17 protein-coding genes and 1 pseudogene are annotated in these 18480 nt (G+C 71.8%); 6 read left to right on the top strand and 12 right to left on the bottom strand.

The window, feature by feature from the left end; genetic code table 11:
• Positions 1-23: 23 nt before the first annotated feature.
• On the top strand, positions 24-1232 hold the full coding sequence (locus tag AC0B9F_RS21940) for a nucleotide sugar dehydrogenase (protein ID WP_472005065.1): 1209 nt from the start codon (positions 24-26) through the stop codon (positions 1230-1232).
• Positions 1233-1887: 655 nt separating this feature from the next.
• Here AC0B9F_RS21940 and AC0B9F_RS21935 read toward each other — a convergent pair.
• The 4 genes from AC0B9F_RS21935 to AC0B9F_RS21920 form a co-directional block, all read right to left on the bottom strand.
• Positions 1888-3012, bottom strand: coding sequence for a GuaB3 family IMP dehydrogenase-related protein (locus AC0B9F_RS21935; protein WP_363265782.1), 1125 nt, complete (start codon positions 3010-3012; stop codon positions 1888-1890).
• A 117-nt stretch (positions 3013-3129) separates the two neighbouring features.
• Positions 3130-4632: an IMP dehydrogenase gene (gene guaB / locus AC0B9F_RS21930; RefSeq protein WP_472005063.1), complete on the bottom strand. Its 1503-nt coding sequence runs from the start codon at positions 4630-4632 to the stop codon at positions 3130-3132.
• A gap of 164 nt (positions 4633-4796) precedes the next feature.
• A complete protein-coding gene (locus tag AC0B9F_RS21925; protein ID WP_472005061.1) occupies positions 4797-5387 on the bottom strand; it encodes a sigma-70 family RNA polymerase sigma factor in 591 nt (196 codons plus the stop codon).
• Between the two features lie 858 nt (positions 5388-6245).
• Positions 6246-6857, bottom strand: a complete 612-nt coding sequence (locus AC0B9F_RS21920; RefSeq protein ID WP_003948568.1) for a response regulator transcription factor — start codon at positions 6855-6857, stop codon at positions 6246-6248.
• 380 nt (positions 6858-7237) lie between these two features.
• Here AC0B9F_RS21920 and AC0B9F_RS21915 point away from each other — a divergent pair, with 380 nt between their 5' ends.
• A complete protein-coding gene (locus AC0B9F_RS21915; RefSeq protein ID WP_472005059.1) occupies positions 7238-7564 on the top strand; it encodes a WhiB family transcriptional regulator in 327 nt (108 codons plus the stop codon).
• Between the two features lie 110 nt (positions 7565-7674).
• Here the strand turns inward: AC0B9F_RS21915 and AC0B9F_RS21910 are convergent, their stop codons facing one another.
• On the bottom strand, positions 7675-8574 hold the full coding sequence (locus AC0B9F_RS21910; protein WP_472005057.1) for a LysR family transcriptional regulator: 900 nt from the start codon (positions 8572-8574) through the stop codon (positions 7675-7677).
• A 79-nt stretch (positions 8575-8653) separates the two neighbouring features.
• On the opposite strand from AC0B9F_RS21910, the gene AC0B9F_RS21905 reads away from it, so the two are divergent.
• The 3 genes from AC0B9F_RS21905 (at position 8654) to AC0B9F_RS21895 (ending at position 10972) form a co-directional block, all read left to right on the top strand.
• On the top strand, positions 8654-9322 hold the full coding sequence (locus AC0B9F_RS21905) for an MOSC domain-containing protein (RefSeq protein ID WP_472005055.1): 669 nt from the start codon (positions 8654-8656) through the stop codon (positions 9320-9322).
• 63 nt (positions 9323-9385) lie between these two features.
• Positions 9386-10159, top strand: coding sequence for an SDR family NAD(P)-dependent oxidoreductase (locus tag AC0B9F_RS21900; RefSeq protein WP_472005053.1), 774 nt, complete (start codon positions 9386-9388; stop codon positions 10157-10159).
• A 105-nt stretch (positions 10160-10264) separates the two neighbouring features.
• Positions 10265-10972: an ester cyclase gene (locus tag AC0B9F_RS21895; protein WP_472005051.1), complete on the top strand. Its 708-nt coding sequence runs from the start codon at positions 10265-10267 to the stop codon at positions 10970-10972.
• Between the two features lie 56 nt (positions 10973-11028).
• Here AC0B9F_RS21895 and groL read toward each other — a convergent pair whose 3' ends face one another.
• The 4 genes from groL to AC0B9F_RS21875 form a co-directional block, all read right to left on the bottom strand.
• Positions 11029-12657, bottom strand: coding sequence for a chaperonin GroEL (gene groL, locus AC0B9F_RS21890; protein WP_472005049.1), 1629 nt, complete (start codon positions 12655-12657; stop codon positions 11029-11031).
• 119 nt (positions 12658-12776) lie between these two features.
• A complete protein-coding gene (gene groES, locus AC0B9F_RS21885) occupies positions 12777-13085 on the bottom strand; it encodes a co-chaperone GroES (RefSeq protein ID WP_472005048.1) in 309 nt (102 codons plus the stop codon).
• Between the two features lie 238 nt (positions 13086-13323).
• Complete coding sequence (locus tag AC0B9F_RS21880) at positions 13324-14193, bottom strand: polysaccharide deacetylase family protein (protein WP_472005045.1); 870 nt, start codon at positions 14191-14193, stop codon at positions 13324-13326.
• Positions 14190-15131, bottom strand: a complete 942-nt coding sequence (locus AC0B9F_RS21875) for a polysaccharide deacetylase family protein (protein ID WP_472005043.1) — start codon at positions 15129-15131, stop codon at positions 14190-14192. The genes AC0B9F_RS21880 and AC0B9F_RS21875 overlap by 4 nt, the downstream gene beginning before the upstream one ends.
• A gap of 167 nt (positions 15132-15298) precedes the next feature.
• On the opposite strand from AC0B9F_RS21875, the gene AC0B9F_RS21870 reads away from it, so the two are divergent.
• Positions 15299-16468, top strand: coding sequence for a THUMP-like domain-containing protein (locus AC0B9F_RS21870; protein ID WP_472005328.1), 1170 nt, complete (start codon positions 15299-15301; stop codon positions 16466-16468).
• A gap of 15 nt (positions 16469-16483) precedes the next feature.
• Here the strand turns inward: AC0B9F_RS21870 and AC0B9F_RS21865 are convergent, their stop codons facing one another.
• The 3 genes and pseudogenes from AC0B9F_RS21865 to AC0B9F_RS21855 all read right to left on the bottom strand — a co-directional run.
• Positions 16484-17737 carry an RNA polymerase sigma factor gene (locus AC0B9F_RS21865; protein WP_472005041.1) on the bottom strand — a complete coding sequence of 418 codons (1254 nt, stop codon included), beginning with the start codon at positions 17735-17737 and terminating at the stop codon, positions 16484-16486.
• Positions 17738-17781: 44 nt separating this feature from the next.
• Positions 17782-18138 (bottom strand): YciI family protein, encoded by a 357-nt coding sequence (locus AC0B9F_RS21860; RefSeq protein WP_472005039.1) that lies wholly within the window; start codon positions 18136-18138, stop codon positions 17782-17784.
• Positions 18139-18306: 168 nt separating this feature from the next.
• Positions 18307-18435 (bottom strand): annotated as a pseudogene (locus AC0B9F_RS21855) (endo-1,4-beta-xylanase); the annotation flags it as partial.
• Positions 18436-18480: the final 45 nt, after the last annotated feature.

Genomic DNA, 18480 nt, shown 5'->3' with positions numbered 1-18480 from the left:
TATTGGGAAGGACGGCCCACGCCATGCCCGCAGATCTCGCCGTCATCGGACTCGGCCCGCTCGGCCTGCCCCTGGCTCAGGCCGCCGTCGCCGCCGGTATCCCCACCGTCGGCTACCGCACCGGCCCGGAGGCCTCCTCCCTCACCCCCGCCGAACTGCGCCGGATGCTCTCGGGGGGCTTCCGGCAGCCGACGGGCCCCGCCGAACTGGGCCGTGTCCGCACCGCCGTCATCTGCGCCCCCACCCCGCGCGGCGCCGACGGCGAGCTCGACCTCGGTCAGGTGGGGGCGGCCGCGCGCACGCTGGCCGAGCGGCTGCGTCCGCACACCACCGTGATCCTGGAATCCCCGGTCCCGCCCGGCACGACCGAGGACTTCCTGCGCCCGCTGCTGGAGCGCGGCTCCGGCCTGCGCGCGGGGCGCGACTTCCACCTCGCCTATTCACCCAGTCGGGTGGATCCCGGCACCCGTGACCACAGCCCGGCCAACACCCCCAAGGTCATCGGCGGACTCACCCCGGCCTGCACGGAGTCGGCCGCGGCCTTCTACAGCCGCCTCACCGACAAGGTGGTACGCGCGCGTGGCCTGCGGGAAGCGGAGACCGTGCAGGTCCTGGAGACCAACTACCGGCACGTCAACATGGCCCTCGTCAACGAGATGGCCGTCCTGTGCCATGAGCTGGGCGTCGACCTGTGGGACGTCATCCGCTGCGCGGAGACCAAGCCGTTCGGCTTCCAGGCCTTCCGCCCCGGCCCCGGCGTCGGCGGCCACTCCGTCCCGCAGGACCTGGGCGGGAAGGCCGGCCGCGGCCTGCGCATGGTGGAGCTCGCCCAGCAGGTCAACAGCCGCATGCCCCGGTACGTGGTCAAGCGCGCCGCGGCCCTGCTCAACGAGCACGGCAAGTCCGCACGCGGCGCACGCGTGCTGCTCCTCGGCGTCACCTACAAGGCCGACCTCGCCGACCAGCAGGGCACGCCCGCGGAGGAGATCGCGACGGCGCTGATGAAGCTGGGCGCGGCGGTCAGCTACCACGACCCCCTCGTCCCGTCCTGGAGCGTCCTGGACCGCCCGGTCCCGCGCGCGGACTCCCTCTACGAGGCGGCCGCCGACGCCGACCTGACGATCCTGCTCCAGCAGCACCGCACGTACGACCTCCAGGGCCTGTCGGTGAAGGCCCAGCTCCTGCTGGACACGCGGGGGGCCACGCCTACGGGGGCGGCGCATCGGTTGTGACCGGGGGCGCGTGGTGGTGCGAGGCGCCCAGGCTGGTGGCGTAGGCGATCTGACGCCGGTAACTTGGAATCAGGTGGAGCCCACCGCAGCGGGCACTGCGGCAGGCTCCTGATGGTTCACGGGTGTCCGTCCCTAGCTTTCATAGGGACGGCCGCTCACCATCACACCGCCACAGGTGGAGCCCACCGCAGTGGCGACTGCGGCAGGCTCCTGATGGTTCACGGGTGTCCGTCCCTAGTTCTCATAGGGACGGCCGCTCACCATCCGAAAAGTCGCAAGATCCACCTCCTCCGGAACTTCACCAGCCGAAGCCGGATCTCATCCCAGCGAGTGGGCTTGCGATGGCGTCCCATGGGCGCCCCCTTCCACGACACCGCCCAGTCGCCCGGTGGACGGTCCGTTCGGAACGCGGGCCGGGCCCCGCGGGCGCGGGTCCGGAACCATGTCCTTGGAAGGGGGCGACCCAGAGAGCTCGGGTCGCCGATCACGGACACTACCGCCGCCCTACGCCCGTTCGGCCCGCATTCGCCCCGAACGCAACCATGCGCCCCCTCCCACGCCACGCGCCCCCTGACCAGGCAGAACACGGCACGCAAAAGGGCCGGTCGCCCCCACTCGGGAGTGACCGGCCCTTTTCAGCCGTCTGCCGCGGCGATTACCGCCGGTGCTGCGAGTCCGCCACCGTCACCTCGACGCGCTGGAACTCCTTCAGCTCGCTGTAGCCGGTGGTCGCCATCGCGCGGCGCAGGGCGCCGAAGAAGTTCATCGAGCCGTCCGGCGTGTGCGAGGGGCCCGTGAGGATCTCCTCGATCGTGCCGACCGTGCCCAGGTCGACCTTCTGGCCGCGCGGCAGCTCCTCGTTGACGGCCTCCATGCCCCAGTGGTGGCCCTTGCCCGGCGCGTCCGTGGCGCGGGCCAGCGGGGAGCCCATCATCACCGCGTCGGCGCCGCAGGCGACCGCCTTGGCCAGGTCGCCGGACCAGCCGACGCCGCCGTCCGCGATCACGTGCACGTACCGGCCGCCGGACTCGTCCATGTAGTCCCGGCGGGCGGCGGCCACGTCGGCGACCGCGGTGGCCATCGGGACCTGGATGCCCAGCACGTTGCGCGTGGTGTGGGCCGCGCCGCCGCCGAAGCCGACCAGGACGCCCGCCGCGCCCGTGCGCATCAGGTGCAGCGCGGCGGTGTACGTGGCGCAGCCGCCGACGATCACCGGGACGTCCAGCTCGTAGATGAACTGCTTGAGGTTCAGCGGCTCGTGCGCGGACGACACGTGCTCCGCCGAGACCGTCGTGCCGCGGATGACGAAGATGTCCACGCCCGCGTCGACGACGGCCTTGGAGAACTGGGCCGTGCGCTGCGGGGACAGCGCGGCCGCGGTGACGACACCCGAGTCGCGCACCTCCTTGATGCGCTGCCCGATCAGCTCCTCCTTGATCGGCGCGGCGTAGACCTCCTGCAGCCGGCGGGTCGCGGCCTCGGCCGGCAGCTCGGCGATCTCGTCGAGCAGCGGCTGCGGGTCCTCGTACCGCGTCCACAGGCCCTCGAGGTTGAGCACGCCGAGGCCGCCCAGCTCGCCGATGCGGATCGCGGTCGCCGGGGAGACGACGGAGTCCATGGGGGCGGCCAGGAAGGGCAGCTCGAAGCGGTAGGCGTCGATCTGCCAGGCGATCGAGACCTCCTTCGGGTCCCGCGTACGGCGGCTGGGGACGACGGCGATGTCGTCGAAGGCGTACGCCCGGCGGCCGCGCTTGCCGCGCCCGATCTCGATCTCAGTCACGTTGGTGGCCTTTCCCTGATGCGTTGCAGCGCCTTCCAGTATCCCCGACGGGTACGACAACGGCGGCCCCGGTTGTCCCGGGGCCGCCGTCGTAAGACCTTCACGCGCGCGTGGACGTCACTTGCTGCTGTAGTTCGGCGCCTCGACCGTCATCTGGATGTCGTGCGGGTGGCTCTCCTTCAGGCCCGCGGACGTGATCCGGACGAAGCGGCCCTTGGACTCCATCTCCTCGATGGTGGCGGCGCCCACGTAGCCCATGGTCTGGCGCAGACCGCCAACGAGCTGGTGCAGCACGTTGGCCAGCGGGCCGCGGTAGGGCACCTGGCCCTCGACGCCCTCGGGCACGAGCTTGTCGTCGGAGGAGACCTCGGCCTGGAAGTAGCGGTCCTTGGAGTACGACCTCGCCTGGCCGCGGGACTGCATGGCACCGAGCGAGCCCATGCCGCGGTACGACTTGAACTGCTTGCCGTTGATGAAGAGCAGCTCGCCGGGCGACTCCTCACAGCCGGCGAGGAGGCTGCCGAGCATGACGGTGTCGGCGCCGGCGGCCAGCGCCTTGCCGATGTCGCCGGAGTACTGCAGACCGCCGTCGCCGATCAGCGGGACGCCGGCGGGGCGGGCCGCGAGGGAGGCCTCGTAGATGGCGGTGACCTGGGGGACGCCGATGCCCGCGACCACGCGCGTGGTGCAGATGGAACCGGGGCCCACGCCGACCTTGATGCCGTCGACACCGGCGTCGATCAGCGCCTGCGCGCCGTCGCGCGTGGCGACGTTGCCGCCGATCACATCGACGTTCACGCTGGACTTGATCTTCGCCATCCAGCTCAGCGCGTTGCTGTTGTGGCCGTGGGAGGTGTCGACGACGAGGAAGTCCACGCCGGCCGCGGCGAGGGCCTGGGCGCGCTCGAGGGCCTCGGGGCTGGCGCCCACGGCGGCGCCGACGAGCAGGCGGCCCTCGGCGTCCTTGGCGGCGTTCGGGTACTTCTCGGCCTTGACGAAGTCCTTGACGGTGATCAGGCCCTTGAGGACGCCCTCGTCGTCGACCAGCGGCAGCTTCTCGATCTTGTGCTTGCGCAGCAGCTCCATGGCCTCGACGCCGGAGATGCCCACCTTGCCGGTGACCAGCGGCATCGGGGTCATGACCTCGCGGACCTGACGGCTGCGGTCGCTCTCGAAGGCCATGTCGCGGTTGGTGACGATGCCGAGCAGCCTGCGGTTGCCGTCCGTGACGGGGACACCGCTGATGCGGAACTTGGCGCACAGCGCGTCGGCCTCGGCGAGCGTGGCGTCCGGGTGGATGGTGATGGGGTTGGCCACCATGCCGGACTCGGAGCGCTTCACCAGGTCGACCTGGTTGACCTGGTCCTCGATCGAGAGGTTGCGGTGCAGGACGCCCACGCCGCCGAGCCGCGCCATCGCGATCGCCATGCGGGACTCGGTCACCTTGTCCATCGCCGCCGAGAGCAGCGGGATGTTGACCCGGACGTTGCGGGAGATGCGGGACGAGGTGTCGACCGCGTTGGGGAGCACCTCGGATGCACCCGGCAGCAGCAGCACGTCGTCGTAGGTCAGCCCGAGTGTCGCGAATTTACCGGGCACTCCGTCGACGTTTGCAGTCATGACACCTTCCCCAAATGGCCTTGATCGGTGCGGATGTCCATGCTAACGGGAGATGGACCCGTCTCATTCCACGGTTGTGGACGGCTTCCGTCTTCGTATGTTCGTACGGAACCGGGTGGTCGCCTGTTCAAGCAAGGCGCCGATCCCACCGGGGTCAGGCGCAGTTACTGCTCGGCGAGCGCCCGCAGCCGGCTCAGCGCACGGTGCTGCGCCACCCGGACCGCGCCGGGTGACATTCCCAACATCTGGCCGGTCTCCTCGGCGGTGAGGCCCACCGCGATGCGCAGCAGCAGCAGCTCGCGCTGGTTCTCCGGGAGGTTGGCCAGCAGTTTCTTCGCCCACTCGGCATCGCTGCTGAGCAGGGCGCGCTCCTCGGGCCCGAGGGAGTCGTCGGGCCGTTCGGGCATCTCGTCGGACGGCACGGCGGTCGAGCCGGGGTGCCGCATCGCCGCCCGCTGGAGGTCGGCGACCTTGTGGGCGGCGATGGCGAAGACGAACGCCTCGAAGGGCCGGCCGGTGTCCTTGTAGCGGGGCAGCGCGAGCAGCACGGCGACGCAGACCTCCTGGGCGAGGTCCTCGACGAAGTGCCGGGCGTCGCCGGGCAGCCGCGACAGCCGCGTACGGCAGTAGCGCAGGGCGAGGGGGTGGACGTGGGCGAGCAGGTCGTGCGTGGCCTGTTCGTCGCCGTCCACGGCACGGTGCACGAGTGGGCCGATCGCCCCCTGGGCAGGAGTGCCCGCCTCGTCCTCACGCATCGGTCCATGGTGCCCTGCGGCTCTGACGTCCGTGGCACCGCGCTCGGCGTTGTGCACCGAAGCGTTATGAGCAGGTGCGCCGGAACTCATCCCCTGCGCCCTCCCCTTCCGCTCGACCGACTCGTCCCCGAGGAACTCCACACCTCAAGGATGCGGCATCGGCGCCGAAACGAGCAGCGGGCGTCCGCGAGGACTCTCCGGGACGGCGGCGAACCCTGGTACGCGCGCGTGTGCCCGAGCCCCGGAAGACCGGCCCCCCGCATGACGGACGGCCCGCCCACGGTGCGGAGAGACAGACGGGACGGGTGGCACCCGGCCGCGTCGTGAAGGAGGCACGCCCCGCGCGGGCGCCCGGTCGGGGTACGACGGGCAAGGGCCCGGCGACCACACGGGACCGACGGCTCGGGTGAGCGGCGCACGCCGCCGCACGGGAACCGGAGACAGCAGTCGCCGTACACGGAGCGTGACCGGTGAGAGAGGCCGCACCCCCGCGGCCGTCGTCGCGGGTCGGTGCCGGCGGCCGGGATGCGACGGGGCCGCAGATCCCGAGCGACGCGGTCACGGGAGCCACGACACGCGCCGGCGCATTGCCCCGGCGAAGGCGAGCCCCCGTGCTTCCGGATCACCCCGCGGACGTCACCCCGCCGGGCCCCGGATCGGCCTTCCAGCACACCGGATCGATCAGGGCGGGTGACCACCACAGAGGGCGCGAAGCGCGCCGCATGGGGCCGGTCGGCGCCGTACGCCGCGGAGCCGCCGAGGTTCCCCGGCTCACCGCCGCGCGGCCGGGGGCGCCGCGCCCCGTTCGTCCACGTCGACACGGCGCTGTCACCCGCCGCCGTCCGGCCCGCCGGGGCCCTAGCGGACCAGGCCCCAGCGGAAGCCGAGCGCCACCGCGTGGGCGCGGTCCGAAGCGCCGAGCTTCTTGAACAGGCGCCGGGCGTGGGTCTTGACGGTGTCCTCGGAGAGAAACAGCTCGCGGCCGATCTCGGCGTTCGAGCGGCCGTGGCTCATGCCCTCCAGCACCTGGATCTCGCGGGCGGTGAGGGTGGGCGCGGCGCCCATCTCCGCCGAGCGCAGGCGGCGCGGGGCCAGCCGCCAGGTCGGGTCGGCCAGCGCCTGCGTCACCGTGGCGCGCAGCTCGGCGCGCGAGGCGTCCTTGTGCAGGTAGCCGCGGGCACCGGCGGCGACCGCGAGGGCCACGCCGTCGAGGTCCTCGGCGACGGTGAGCATGATGATGCGGGCGCCGGGGTCGGCGGACAGCAGCCGGCGGACGGTCTCGACGCCGCCCAGGCCGGGCATGCGGACGTCCATCAGAATGAGGTCCGAGCGATCGGCGCCCCAGCGGCGGAGGACTTCCTCGCCGTTGGCCGCCGTCGTCACGCGCTCGACGCCGGGCACGGTCGCGACCGCGCGGCGGAGCGCCTCTCGGGCAAGCGGGGAGTCGTCGCAGACGAGGACGGAAGTCATGGCCGCCCTCCGCAGCTGATGCGCGTCACCTTGTGCCTCCAGGCTGGTACGAAATCGTCACCTGTGCGGTCGACCGTCTCGGACGCCTGCCCGAGCCCTTGTGTTTCCAACCGCCTCCGCACTCTCAACGACGGTCACTCGAAAGAGTTACGGGGCCATCTGCCATCTTCGGCACTCTACGTGAGGGGGCGAACACAGTGGAGACACACAGGGCCAACCCTCAAGCTTTCATCACAACCATGCCCCATTTGGCCCCATTTCTTCCCATGCGCTGGTGTCTGAGGCTAGATTCGCAATGAGTCATATTTTCATCTCCTTAGATCGTAGTTGTACGGTCGTGGGCACCGTATCCACTCAGAACGGCTGCAAGGGGTCACGTAATGGCAGATTTCTCCCGCCTTCCCGGACCGAACGCGGACCTGTGGGACTGGCAGCTGCTCGCTGCCTGCCGCGGTGTGGACAGCTCCCTCTTCTTTCATCCGGAGGGTGAGCGCGGTGCGGCGCGGAGTGCTCGCGAGAACTCGGCCAAAGAGGTCTGCATGAGGTGCCCGGTCCGCGCCCAGTGCGCGGCACACGCTCTGGCGGTGCGCGAACCGTACGGTGTGTGGGGCGGGTTGACCGAGGACGAGCGCGAAGAGCTCATGGGGCGGGCACGCAACCGCCTGGTGACGGCTTCGGCCGGCGGGCATGCCGGTTCGAACACCTGAAGGAACGTTTCTGCATCACACCCAGGGCACGCACACATGCGCGTGCCCTTGATTTCGTCGCCCGCCGGGGCGCCCCCGGGCGCCCGGGGAGGAGCACGGAAGGGAGCCCCCTAGCGCCGCGCCGTCCGCGCCAGCTGCTCCAGCGTCGCCGCGACCGCCGGCACCTGGGCCAGGTCGGGCAGGGTGAGGGCGACGATCTCCCGCCGCACCGACGGTTCAAGCGTCAACATGCGTACGCCACGAGGACGTACGGACTCCACGGCGAGCTGGGGCAGGACGGCGACGCCGAGGCCCGCGCCGACCAGGCCGACCACCGCGGGATAGTCGTCGGTGGCGAAGTCGATGCGGGGCGTGAAGCCCGCGCCCTCGCAGACCTCGACCAGCTGGCCCCGGCAGCGCGGGCAGCCCGCGATCCACGGCTCGCCGGCCAGCGCGCCGATGGCCAGGGGCTCCGCGCGCGCCGCGAGCCGGTGCCGCTCCGGCAGCAGCGCGACGAGACGGTCCGTCAGCAGCGGCCGTACGACGAGGTCGTCCCACTCCTCGGCGCCCGCCGCGCCCTCGTAGCGGAAGGCGAGCGTGATGTCGCAGTCGCCCTCGCGCAGCAGTTCCACGGACCGCGGCGGTTCGGCCTCCTCCAGGGAGACCCGGGTGCCGGGGTGGGCGGCGCGCAGGGCGGCCAGGGCGGTCGGGACGAGGGTGGAGCTGCCGCTGGGGAAGGAGACCAGCCGGACCCGGCCGGCGCGCAGCCCGGCGATGGCGGCGACCTCCTCCTCGGCGGCGGTCAGCCCGGCGAGGATGCCGGTCGCGTGCCGCACCAGGGCCTCTCCGGCCTGGGTCAGCCGCATCTCGCGCCCCGTGCGCACCAGCAGCGGGGTGCCGACGGAGCCCTCCAGGGCCTTCATCTGCTGGCTCACGGCGGGCTGGGTGCATCCCAGCTCGCGGGCCGCGGCGGAGAAGGAGCCGGTGGTGGCCACGGCGCGCAGGACACGGAGATGACGGGCCTCGATCACCCCACAAGCATAAGCGAGGCTTGGATACGGCGCAGAATACTGCGTCGACACTTTGAGGTCTGCTCGCTACCGTGCCCCCATGAAGCTTCTGTCACTCAACGTGGGCCAGGCCCGGCCCGTCCCCTACACCGACCAGCCGGACGGGCTGACCGGCATCGACAAGCGCCCGGTGGACGGACCGGTTAAGGTGACCGCGCCGGGGCCGAAGGGGGTCGGCGCGAGCGGGATCGCCGGGGACGCGGTGTGCGACACCCGCCACCACGGCGGCGACGACCAGGCGGTGTACGCCTTCGCCCGCGAGGACCTGGACGCCTGGGAGCGCGAGCTGGGCCGGCCGCTGACGAACGGCCTCTTCGGCGAGAACCTCACCACGCGGGGCGTGGACGTGGCCGGCGCGCTGATCGGGGAGCGCTGGCGGATCGGCCCCGACGTGGTGCTGGAGGTGACCAGCGGGCGCATCCCGTGCCGTACCTTCCAGGAGCACCTGGGCGAGAAGGGCTGGGTGCGCCGGTTCACGCGCGGGGGCGCGCCGGGGGCGTATCTGCGGGTGATCGAGCCCGGGGAGATCCGCGCGGGCGACGCGATCGAGGTGGTGCACCGGCCGGAGCACGACGTGACCGTGGCGGTGCAGTTCCGGGCCGTCACCACCGAGCGGGAGCTGCTGCCGCGGCTGCTCGCGGCCGGCGCGGCGCTGCACCCGGAGTCGCTGGCGGCGGCGCGCAAATACGTCGGGCGGCAAGGACACTGAGCGGACGTCAGGCCGGGGGTGCGCGGCGCGGAGACTGTCGGTCCGGGTAACTAGTCTTGGCGCATGACAACGGCTCTGATTACGGGATCGACCGCGGGGATCGGTGCCGCGTTCGCGCGGCGGCTGGCGGGTGACGGGCATGACCTGGTGCTGGTGGCCCGGGACACCAAGCGGCTGCGCGAGCAGGCGACCGAGCTGCACGACCGGCACGGCATCGAGGCGAAGGTGCTGACGGCCGACCTGGCCACGGACGAGGGCATCGAGGCGGTCGCCGCCCGCTTGGGTGACCGGCGCAACCCCGTCGACCTGCTGATCAACAACGCCGGCTTCGGCAACAAGGGCCGCTATCTCGAAGTCCCGATGGCCGACGAGCTGAGGATGCTGAAGGTGCACTGCGAGGCGGTGCTGCGGCTGACGTCGGCGGCGACGGAGGCGATGCGCGAACGCGGCCGGGGCGGCGTGGTGAACGTCGCGTCGGTCGCCGCCTTCGTGCCGCGCGGCACGTACGGGGCGTCCAAGGCGTGGGTCGTGCAGTTCTCCCAGGGCGCGGCGCGCGACCTGGCGGGCAGCGGCGTACGGCTGATGGCGCTGTGCCCGGGTTTCGTGCGCACCGAGTTCCACCAGCGGGCCGGGATGGGCACGGACAACATCCCGGGCTGGATGTGGCTGGACGCCGACAAGGTCGTCGCGACGGCCCTGACGGACCTGGCCCGCGGCCGCACCCTGTCCGTCCCCGACCCCCGCTACAAGGCCCTGCTGGGCGCGGCGAAACTCGTCCCGCGCGGACTGCTGGGCGGCATCACGTCGCGGACGGGGCGGAAGTACGGGCCGCAGTGACGGCGCGGTGGTGACCGCTCCCCCCGCGCTCGCATGCCGCCTGGATGCCCAGGGAGGAGAATGGTGCTGATCGACCCGGACCCGTGGGGGAACCGAGGTGGCGCCATGACCTTCGTACAGCTCATCGACTGCAGGACCAGCCGGTTCGACGAGATGGACCGGCTGATGGACACGTGGGTGGAGAAGACCAAGGGGAAGCGGACGGCGACGCACAGTGTGGTCGGCAAGGACCGGTCCGACGCGTCGCACTTCATCGAGATCGTGGAGTTCCCGTCGTACGAGGACGCGATGCGGAACTCGAACCTGCCCGAGACCGACAAGATCTTCCAGGAGATGATCGCCCTCTGTGACGAGATGCCGTCGTTCACCGATCTGGAAGTGGTGCGTGACGACCAGCTGAACGCGGCGACCGTGCGGCGGTTCTTCGAGATGCTCGCCGTCGAGGGCGATCTGCCCCCGCTGGACGACCTGATCGCCGAGGACTACCACGACCACGATCCCGCCAACGAGCAGGACACCATGGGCCGGGACGCGATGCGGCGCGAGATGGAGATGTGGCGCGGTGGTTTCCGCCTCAGCTTCCGCGTCGAGGACCAGATCGCCCAGGGCGACCGGGTGTGCACCCGGTGGACCTGCGACGCGACCCACATCGGCGAGTTCATGGGGCTCGCGCCCACCGGACGGCAGGTCGCCATGACCGGTACGACCGTCTTCCGGTGCGGTGAGGACGGCAGGATCGCCGAGGGGTGGTGGCAGTACGACCGGCTCGGGCTGATGGCGCAGCTGGGTGCGCTCGACGCGCTGGAGCAGTAGCCGGCAACGCGAAGGCCCGGCACCCAGAGGGTGCCGGGCCTTGGTGCTGACGTGCGTCAGTGGGAGTGACCGTGGCTGTGGCCGTGGCCCGCGGCGGCCTCTTCCTCTTCCTTCTTCTCGACGACCAGGGTCTCGGTCGTGAGCAGCAGGGAGGCGATGGAGGCGGCGTTCTCCAGGGCGGAGCGGGTGACCTTGACCGGGTCGATGACGCCGGCCTTCACCAGGTCGCCGTACTCGCCGGTGGCGGCGTTGAAGCCCTGGCCCTTGTCGAGCTCGGCGACCTTGGAGGTGATGACGTAGCCCTCGAGGCCGGCGTTCTCGGCGATCCAGCGCAGCGGCTCGACGGCGGCCTTGCGGACCACGGAGACACCGGTGGCCTCGTCGCCGGTCTTGCCGAGGTTGCCCTCGAGGACCTTGACGGCGTGGACCAGCGCGGAGCCACCACCGGAGACGATGCCCTCCTCGACCGCGGCGCGGGTCGCGGAGATGGCGTCCTCCAGACGGTGCTTCTTCTCCTTCAGCTCCACCTCGGTGGCGGCGCCGACCTTGATCACGCACACGCCGCCGGCCAGCTTCGCGAGGCGCTCCTGGAGCTTCTCGCGGTCCCAGTCGGAGTCGGTGTTCTCGATCTCGGCCTTGATCTGCGCGACGCGGCCCGTCAGGTCCTCGGCCTTGCCGGCACCCTCGACGATCGTGGTGTCGTCCTTGGTGACGGTCACGCGGCGGGCGGTGCCCAGCACGTCGAGTCCGACCTGGTCGAGCTTGAGGCCGACCTCCTCGGAGATGACGGTGGCGCCGGTGAGGACGGCCATGTCCTGCAGCATCGCCTTGCGGCGGTCGCCGAAGCCGGGGGCCTTCACCGCGACGGCGTTGAAGGTGCCGCGGATCTTGTTGACGACCAGCGTCGACAGGGCCTCGCCCTCGACGTCCTCGGCGATGATCAGCAGCGGCTTGGAGGAGCCGGCCTGGATGACCTTCTCCAGCAGCGGCAGCAGGTCCGCGATGGCGCCGATCTTGCCCTGGGTGATCAGGATGTACGGGTCGTCGAGGACGGCCTCCATACGCTCCTGGTCCGTCACGAAGTACGGGGACAGGTAGCCCTTGTCGAAGGCCATGCCCTCGGTGAAGTCGAGCTCCAGGCCGAAGGTGTTGGACTCCTCGACGGTGATGACACCGTCCTTGCCGACCTTGTCCATCGCCTCGGCGATGAGCTCGCCGACCTGGCTGTCCTGGGCGGACAGCCCGGCGACGGCGGCGATGTCGGACTTCTCGTCGATCGGGCGCGCGGTGGCGAGCAGCTCGTCGGAGACGGCCTTGACCGCGGCGTCGATGCCCTTCTTCAGGGCGGCCGGGGAAGCGCCGGCGGCGACGTTCTTCAGACCCTCGCGCACGAGCGCCTGGGCCAGCACGGTCGCGGTGGTCGTACCGTCACCCGCGATGTCGTTGGTCTTGGTCGCCACCTCCTTGACCAGCTGGGCGCCGAGGTTCTCGTACGGGTCCTCGACCTCGACCTCGCGGGCGATGGTCACGCCGTCGTTGGTGATGGTCGGGGCGCCGAACTTCTTGTCGATGACGACGTTGCGGCCCTTGGGGCCGATCGTCACCTTGACGGTGTCGGCAAGCTTGTTGACGCCGCGCTCGAGGGCGCGACGGGCGTCCTCGTCGAACTTCAGGATCTTCGCCATGGCAGCGGGAGCCCTCTCGGAAATCTCGTGGGTAAAACGACTGCGCCCCGGCGCCCGGCTTCGTTATCGGTCGCAGGGGCCAGGGCGCAGCTGAAAGCAGAGCTTCGGGTGAAGTGTGCTTACTTCTCGATGATCGCGAGCACGTCGCGGGCCGAGAGAACGAGGTACTCCTCGTTGTTGTACTTCACCTCGGTGCCGCCGTACTTGCTGTAGAGCACGACGTCGCCGACGGTCACGTCGAGCTCGACGCGCTTGCCGTCTTCGATACGGCCCGGGCCCACGGCCAGGACGACGCCCTCCTGGGGCTTCTCCTTGGCGGTGTCCGGGATGACCAGGCCAGAGGCCGTGGTCTGCTCGGCGTCGAGCGGCTGGACCACAATGCGGTCCTCGAGCGGCTTGATGGCAACCTTGGAGCTGGCGGTCGTCACGATCCGACCTCCCCCTTCGGAGATCTCACGGGGTTAACTGTCTGAGGTGGCGACCAGGTCGATCCGTCGTCGCGGGTGCCGGACCTGCCCGTCGCTTTGTTGGCACTCTCATCTGCCGAGTGCCAGAGCCGAGACTATGACCGCGATTAGCACTCGGTCAAGCGGAGTGCCAATTACCGTGCGGCGCGTCTCGGAATCCGCAGCCCCCGGCGACGTCGTACGGCTGCGGGAAGTCCACCTACAGGTAGTCCTCCAACCGTCCCACCCCCAGCCCCCGACGCTGAATCTCCCGCAGCAACCGCACCGTCCGCTTCCGCAGCACCGGCCCCGTCGTCTCGTCCGGGTCCACCGCGATGATGTCGCCCGGCTCCAGCCGATGCTCCCCCGAGGCGTACGACAATCCCCCGTCACCCCCCAGCGACAGCGACACCCGCCACAGCACCACCGCCGAGATCCCGCAGTCCCCCGCCGCCCGCAGCGTCGTCGCGTCGTACGCGCCGTACGGCGGCCGGAAGAGCCGCGGCCGCACCCCGAACCGGGCGTGCAGCTTGCGCTGCTGCCCGCAGATCTCCGCCCGCTGCCCGGCGTACGGCAGCCCCCGCATCGCGGGGTGGTCGAGCGTGTGGTTCTCCAGCGACGCCCCCGCCGCCCGCAGCCGCGCGAAGTGCGCGTACCCCGGCCCGACCACACTGTCCGTGAGGAACATGCCCACCGGCAGCCGCAGCTCCCGCACCAGGTCGGCGAACCGGGGATCCCGCTCGGCGACGTCGTCGTACGTCAGGAAGACGACCTTGTCCCGCGTCGGCACACGGTCGACGACCAGCGGCAGACCGGACTCGGCGCCGCCGAGGACACGGCCGACGCGCCCGCGCGCAGCGGAGGGCGCCGGGGTCAGCGGCCGCTCCAGACCCCAGCGGCGGTACGCCGGCTCCCCGGCGGGAGGGCGCGCGGAGCCGTCCGCGGGACGGTGCGTGCTCACCCGTTCCGCCGTCTTCTTGCCCAGCCGCTCGATCGGATCCACCGACTGCGCGCACCCCGTCAGGCAGACCGCCGCCGAACAGACCGCCGCCAGGACGGCCAGGACGGCCGGCACCCCCCGCGTTCTCACAGGTAGTCCTCCAGGCGTGCCACCGCGTACCCCTTGTCCGTCACCTTCTTCAGGAACCGGCGGACCATGTCGGGCATCGTGCCCTTCCAGTCGTCCCGGCCGCGGAAGTGCGTCAGGACGATGTCGCCGGGGTGGAGGTCCTGGTCGTCCTCGCGGTACTCCCAGTGGTCGACGAAGACCTCCTCGTCCCAGATCGGGGCGTACTTGATCCCGCAGGACTTGGCGGCACGCAGCGTGTCCTGGTTGTAGTTGCCGTACGGCGGCCGGAAGACGGTCGGCCGCTTGCCGTACTGCTTCTCCATGATGTCCTGCATGCCGCAGATCTCTTGCTTCTGCTGCGCGTAGGACAGCCCCGGCAGATACGGGTGGTGCAGGGTGTGGTTGTTCAGCGTCACGCCCCGCGCCTGCATCTTCTTGAAGTAGCCGTAGTCGTCCTTGATCAGGTAGTCGCTGAGGAAGGCCGTGTACGGGATGCGCAGGTCGCTCATCATGCGCAGGAACGCCGGGTCCTTCTCGGCGCCGTCGTCGATCGTGAGGAAGACGACCTTCTGGTCGGTCGGGATGCGGGTGAAGACCGGCGGCAGGCCCAGTTCCTCCTGGTCGTCGACCTCGAAGCCCCGACGGGCGTGGATCCGGGGCTTCTGCCGGGGCGGCGGCGGGGCGGTCAGCGGCACCGCGGCCAGGCCCCAGCGCTTGGCGGCGGCCACGCGCGCGGCGTGCTCGGCGCGCAGCCTGGTGGCGTAGGAGTCGAGGGCGCGCGCCGGGGGCGCGTGCAGGGCCTGCTGCTGACCGGCGGCCGGGTCCACCTCGGACCCGGTGGGGCCCGTGCCCGCGGCGCACCCGGAGGCGAGGGCGGCGGCGGCGAGAGCGGCGAGTGAGCCGCGCAGAACCCCAGACCGACGCGCCCGACTTTTATCATTTTGTACGACTACTCCCATGGGCCCGGATCTTCGCAGCCCGCCCCCCAGGAGCCGCCCCGACACCACCACCGACCGCCCACCATCCACCGACTGGCCCACACCCCGGGCGGCCGGCCGGAGCGCAGACCCGCCCGGCTGGCCGGACCCCCACCCCCCTGCCCGACAATGACCCGGTGAACGACCCGGTGAACGACCTCGCCCCCCTCCTCACCCCCGAAGGACGCGCCCTGCTCGAGCAGGTCCGTGACACCGACCCGGCCGACGAACTCGCCGTCGCCACCCGGCTGCGCCGCGAGCACCCGGCGGAGCTGGTGTCGGCCGCGCTCGGCCAGGCGCGGCTGCGGCAGCGGGCGGTGGCCAAGTTCGGGGCCGAGGACGCCGCGCGCATGTTCTTCACCCCCAACGGCGTCGAACAGTCCACGCGGGCGAGCGTCGCGGCGTACCGGGCGGCCCGGATGAAGGACCTGGGCGTCACTTCCGTCGCCGACCTGTGCTGCGGCATCGGCGGTGACGCGATCGCCCTCGCCCGCGCCGGCATCCGCGTCCTCGCCGTGGACCGCGACCCGCTGACCGCGGCGGCGGCCCGCGCCAACGCCGGGGCACTCGGGCTGGCCGACCTGATCGAGGTGCGGGAGGCGGACGTCACGGAGGTGGACACCGCCGGATACGACGCGGTGTTCGTGGACCCCGCCCGGCGCGGCGGGCGCGGCCGCGTCTTCAACCCCGAGGCCTATTCGCCGCCCCTGTCCTGGGCCGTGCAGGCGGCGCTGAAGGCGCCGCACGCCGCGCTGAAGATCGCCCCCGGCGTTCCCCACGAGGCGGTCCCCGCCGAGGCCGAGGCGGAGTGGATCTCCGACGGCGGCGACGTGAAGGAGGCGGTGCTGTGGTTCGGCGCCGGGTCGCCGGGCGCCTTCCGGGCGACGCTGCTGCCCGGGCCGTACACGCTGCCCGGCCGCGGGCTGCCCGACCCGGCCGTCCGCCCCGTCGGCCGGTACCTCTACGAGCCCGACGGCGCCGTCATCCGCGCCCACCTGGTCGCCGAGGTGGCCGAACAGGTCGGCGGCGGACTGCTGGACGCGACGATCGCGTACGTCACGTCCGACGAGCTGCACCCGACGCCGTACGCCTCCGCCTACCGGATCACCGACCAACTCCCCTTCAACGTCAAGAAGTTGAAGGCGCTGCTGCGTGAGCGCGAGGTGGGCGTGCTGACGGTGAAGAAGCGGGGCTCGGCGGTCGAGCCGGAGGAACTGCGCCGCAAGGTGCTGCCGAAGCCGCACGGCACCCTGGCCGTCACCGTCTTCCTCACCCGCGTCGCGGGCGCCCCCACCATGCTGCTCGGCCGGCCGGCCTGATCCGAGCGACAGGCCCTACCCGCACTCCGCCGCGCGTCGCTGCAGCAGTTCGCGCTCGCGCTCGTTGGCGGTGAGGGACGCGGCGCGTTCGAACTCCGCGCGGGCCTCCGCCGTACGGCCGAGGCGCCGCAGCAGGTCGCCGCGGACGCTGGGCAGGAGGTGGTAGTCGCGCAGCCGGTCGGCGAGGGCGTCGACGATCTCCAGGGCGGGGCCGGGGCCGTCCGCCATGGACACGGCGACCGCCCGGTTCAGTTCCACGACCGGTGAGGGGGCGCGGGCGGCGAGCAGGCCGTACAGGGTCGCGATGGCCGCCCAGTCGGTCTCCTGGTAGGTGTGGGCGCGGGCGTGGCAGGCCGCGATGGCCGCCTGGAGGGCGTACGGCCCGGGCGGGCCGGCGGCCGTGGCCTCGGCGCGTTCCAGCGCGGCCACGCCGCGGGCGATCAGCAGGCGGTTCCAGCGGCTGCGGTTCTGGTCCGCGAGCAGGACCGGCTCGCCGTTCGGGCCGGTGCGGGCGGCGGAGCGGGCGGCCTGGAGCTCCAGCAGCGCCGCGAGCCCGTGCACCTCGGGTTCCTTCGGCATCAGCTGGGCGAGCTGCCGGGCGAGCCGCAGCGCGTCCTCGCACAGCGACGGGCGCAGCCAGTCGTCGCCGGCGGTGGCCGCGTACCCCTCGTTGAAGATCAGGTAGATGACGTCGAGGACCGAGCCGAGGCGGGCGGCGCGGTCGGGGCCGCTGGGGACCTCGAAGGCGACGTTCCTCGTGGCGAGGGTGCGCTTGGCGCGCACGATCCGCTGGGCGACCGTCGGCTCCGGTACCAGGAACGCGCGGGCGATCTCGGCGGTGGTCAGGCCGCCGAGCAGGCGCAGCGTGAGGGCGATGCGGGCCTCGGCGGACAGCACCGGGTGGCAGGCGGTGAAGACGAGCCGGAGCAGGCCGTCGTCGATGTCGTCGGGATCGGCGGGCTCCTGCGGCGGGACCGTCGTGTCGAGGCCGCGGCCGATCTCCTGGAGCTTGCGGGTGTGGGTCTCCCGGCGCCGGATCAGGTCGACGGCGCGGCGGCGGGCGGTGGTGGTCAGCCAGGCGCCCGGGTTGTCGGGCACCCCGTCGCGCGGCCACTGCTCCAGCGCCGCGACGAGGGCGTCCTGGGCGAGTTCCTCGGCCACGCCGACATCCCGGACGATCCGGGCGACGGCGGCGATGACGCGCGGGGACTCGAGCCGGAAGACCGTCTCGATGGCGCTGCGCGGGTCGGCGGTGGGCTGTGCGGTCACAACCCACCATCGAACACCCGGCAGGGCCGCGGACCAAGCGGAACTCAGCCCTCCGCGATCTCCCGCAGTTCGCAGGTGACCGTCCACTCCGCCTCGTGGACCTTCAGGAACCGCTTGGTCCACTCCACGGCCTCGGCCTGGTCCTTGCACTGCATCAGGGCGTATCCGCCGATGACCTCCTTGGTCTCGGTGAACGGCCCGTCGACGAGGGAGAGCTGCCCGCCCTCGTAGTGCACCCGGGCGCCCTGCGCGGTCGGGGTCAGCCCGGCGGTGTCGAGCAGCACGCCGGCCTTGGTCATCTCCTCGATCAGCTCTCCCATGCGCTGCATCAGCTCGGCGCTGGGGCCTCCGGCGGGCGCGTTGTTCTCGTCGATCCGCACGAGCGACAGATAGCGGGGCATGACGCCTCCTCGGTGTCCGGTCGGCCGGGTCCTTCCCGGCCTCTCACCCCTGCGTCGATCGGCGGACGACGGGATCGACACACCCGCCGGATTTCTCTCGGGAAATTTCTCTCAGCCCACCGACACCACGGGTGCGGGGTCGCCACCGCTCCCGTTCGCGTTTCCTGCGCTGCCGCCGAGCGCCTCCGCGATGCCGTGGTACGCCGGCTTCGGCTGGTGGTTCTCGTCGTACGGCGTCGCCGCGCCGTAGCCGGGGAAGGTGCTCGGCACCCAGGAGTCGGAGTCGGTGAACCCCCACGGGCCGGGGTCCAGCTGCGGCCGGTCAGCCGGCTCGGGTTCTGG

Source organism: Streptomyces sp. NPDC097129, from assembly GCF_055668065.1.
This window is presented reverse-complemented; position numbering and strand designations above follow the sequence as displayed.

Bases quoted from the DNA above. Each gene is read 5' to 3' on its own strand.
- AC0B9F_RS21940 (WP_472005065.1), top strand. From the start codon at position 24: ATGCCCGCAGATCTCGCCGTCATCGGACTCGGCCCGCTCGGCCTGCCC.
- guaB (WP_472005063.1), bottom strand. From the start codon at position 4,632: ATGACTGCAAACGTCGACGGAGTGCCCGGTAAATTCGCGACACTCGGG.
- AC0B9F_RS21925 (WP_472005061.1), bottom strand. From the start codon at position 5,387: ATGCGTGAGGACGAGGCGGGCACTCCTGCCCAGGGGGCGATCGGCCCA.
- AC0B9F_RS21920 (WP_003948568.1), bottom strand. From the start codon at position 6,857: ATGACTTCCGTCCTCGTCTGCGACGACTCCCCGCTTGCCCGAGAGGCG.
- AC0B9F_RS21915 (WP_472005059.1), top strand. From the start codon at position 7,238: ATGGCAGATTTCTCCCGCCTTCCCGGACCGAACGCGGACCTGTGGGAC.
- AC0B9F_RS21905 (WP_472005055.1), top strand. From the start codon at position 8,654: ATGAAGCTTCTGTCACTCAACGTGGGCCAGGCCCGGCCCGTCCCCTAC.
- AC0B9F_RS21900 (WP_472005053.1), top strand. From the start codon at position 9,386: ATGACAACGGCTCTGATTACGGGATCGACCGCGGGGATCGGTGCCGCG.
- AC0B9F_RS21895 (WP_472005051.1), top strand. From the start codon at position 10,265: ATGACCTTCGTACAGCTCATCGACTGCAGGACCAGCCGGTTCGACGAG.
- groL (WP_472005049.1), bottom strand. From the start codon at position 12,657: ATGGCGAAGATCCTGAAGTTCGACGAGGACGCCCGTCGCGCCCTCGAG.
- AC0B9F_RS21875 (WP_472005043.1), bottom strand. From the start codon at position 15,131: ATGGGAGTAGTCGTACAAAATGATAAAAGTCGGGCGCGTCGGTCTGGG.
- AC0B9F_RS21860 (WP_472005039.1), bottom strand. From the start codon at position 18,138: ATGCCCCGCTATCTGTCGCTCGTGCGGATCGACGAGAACAACGCGCCC.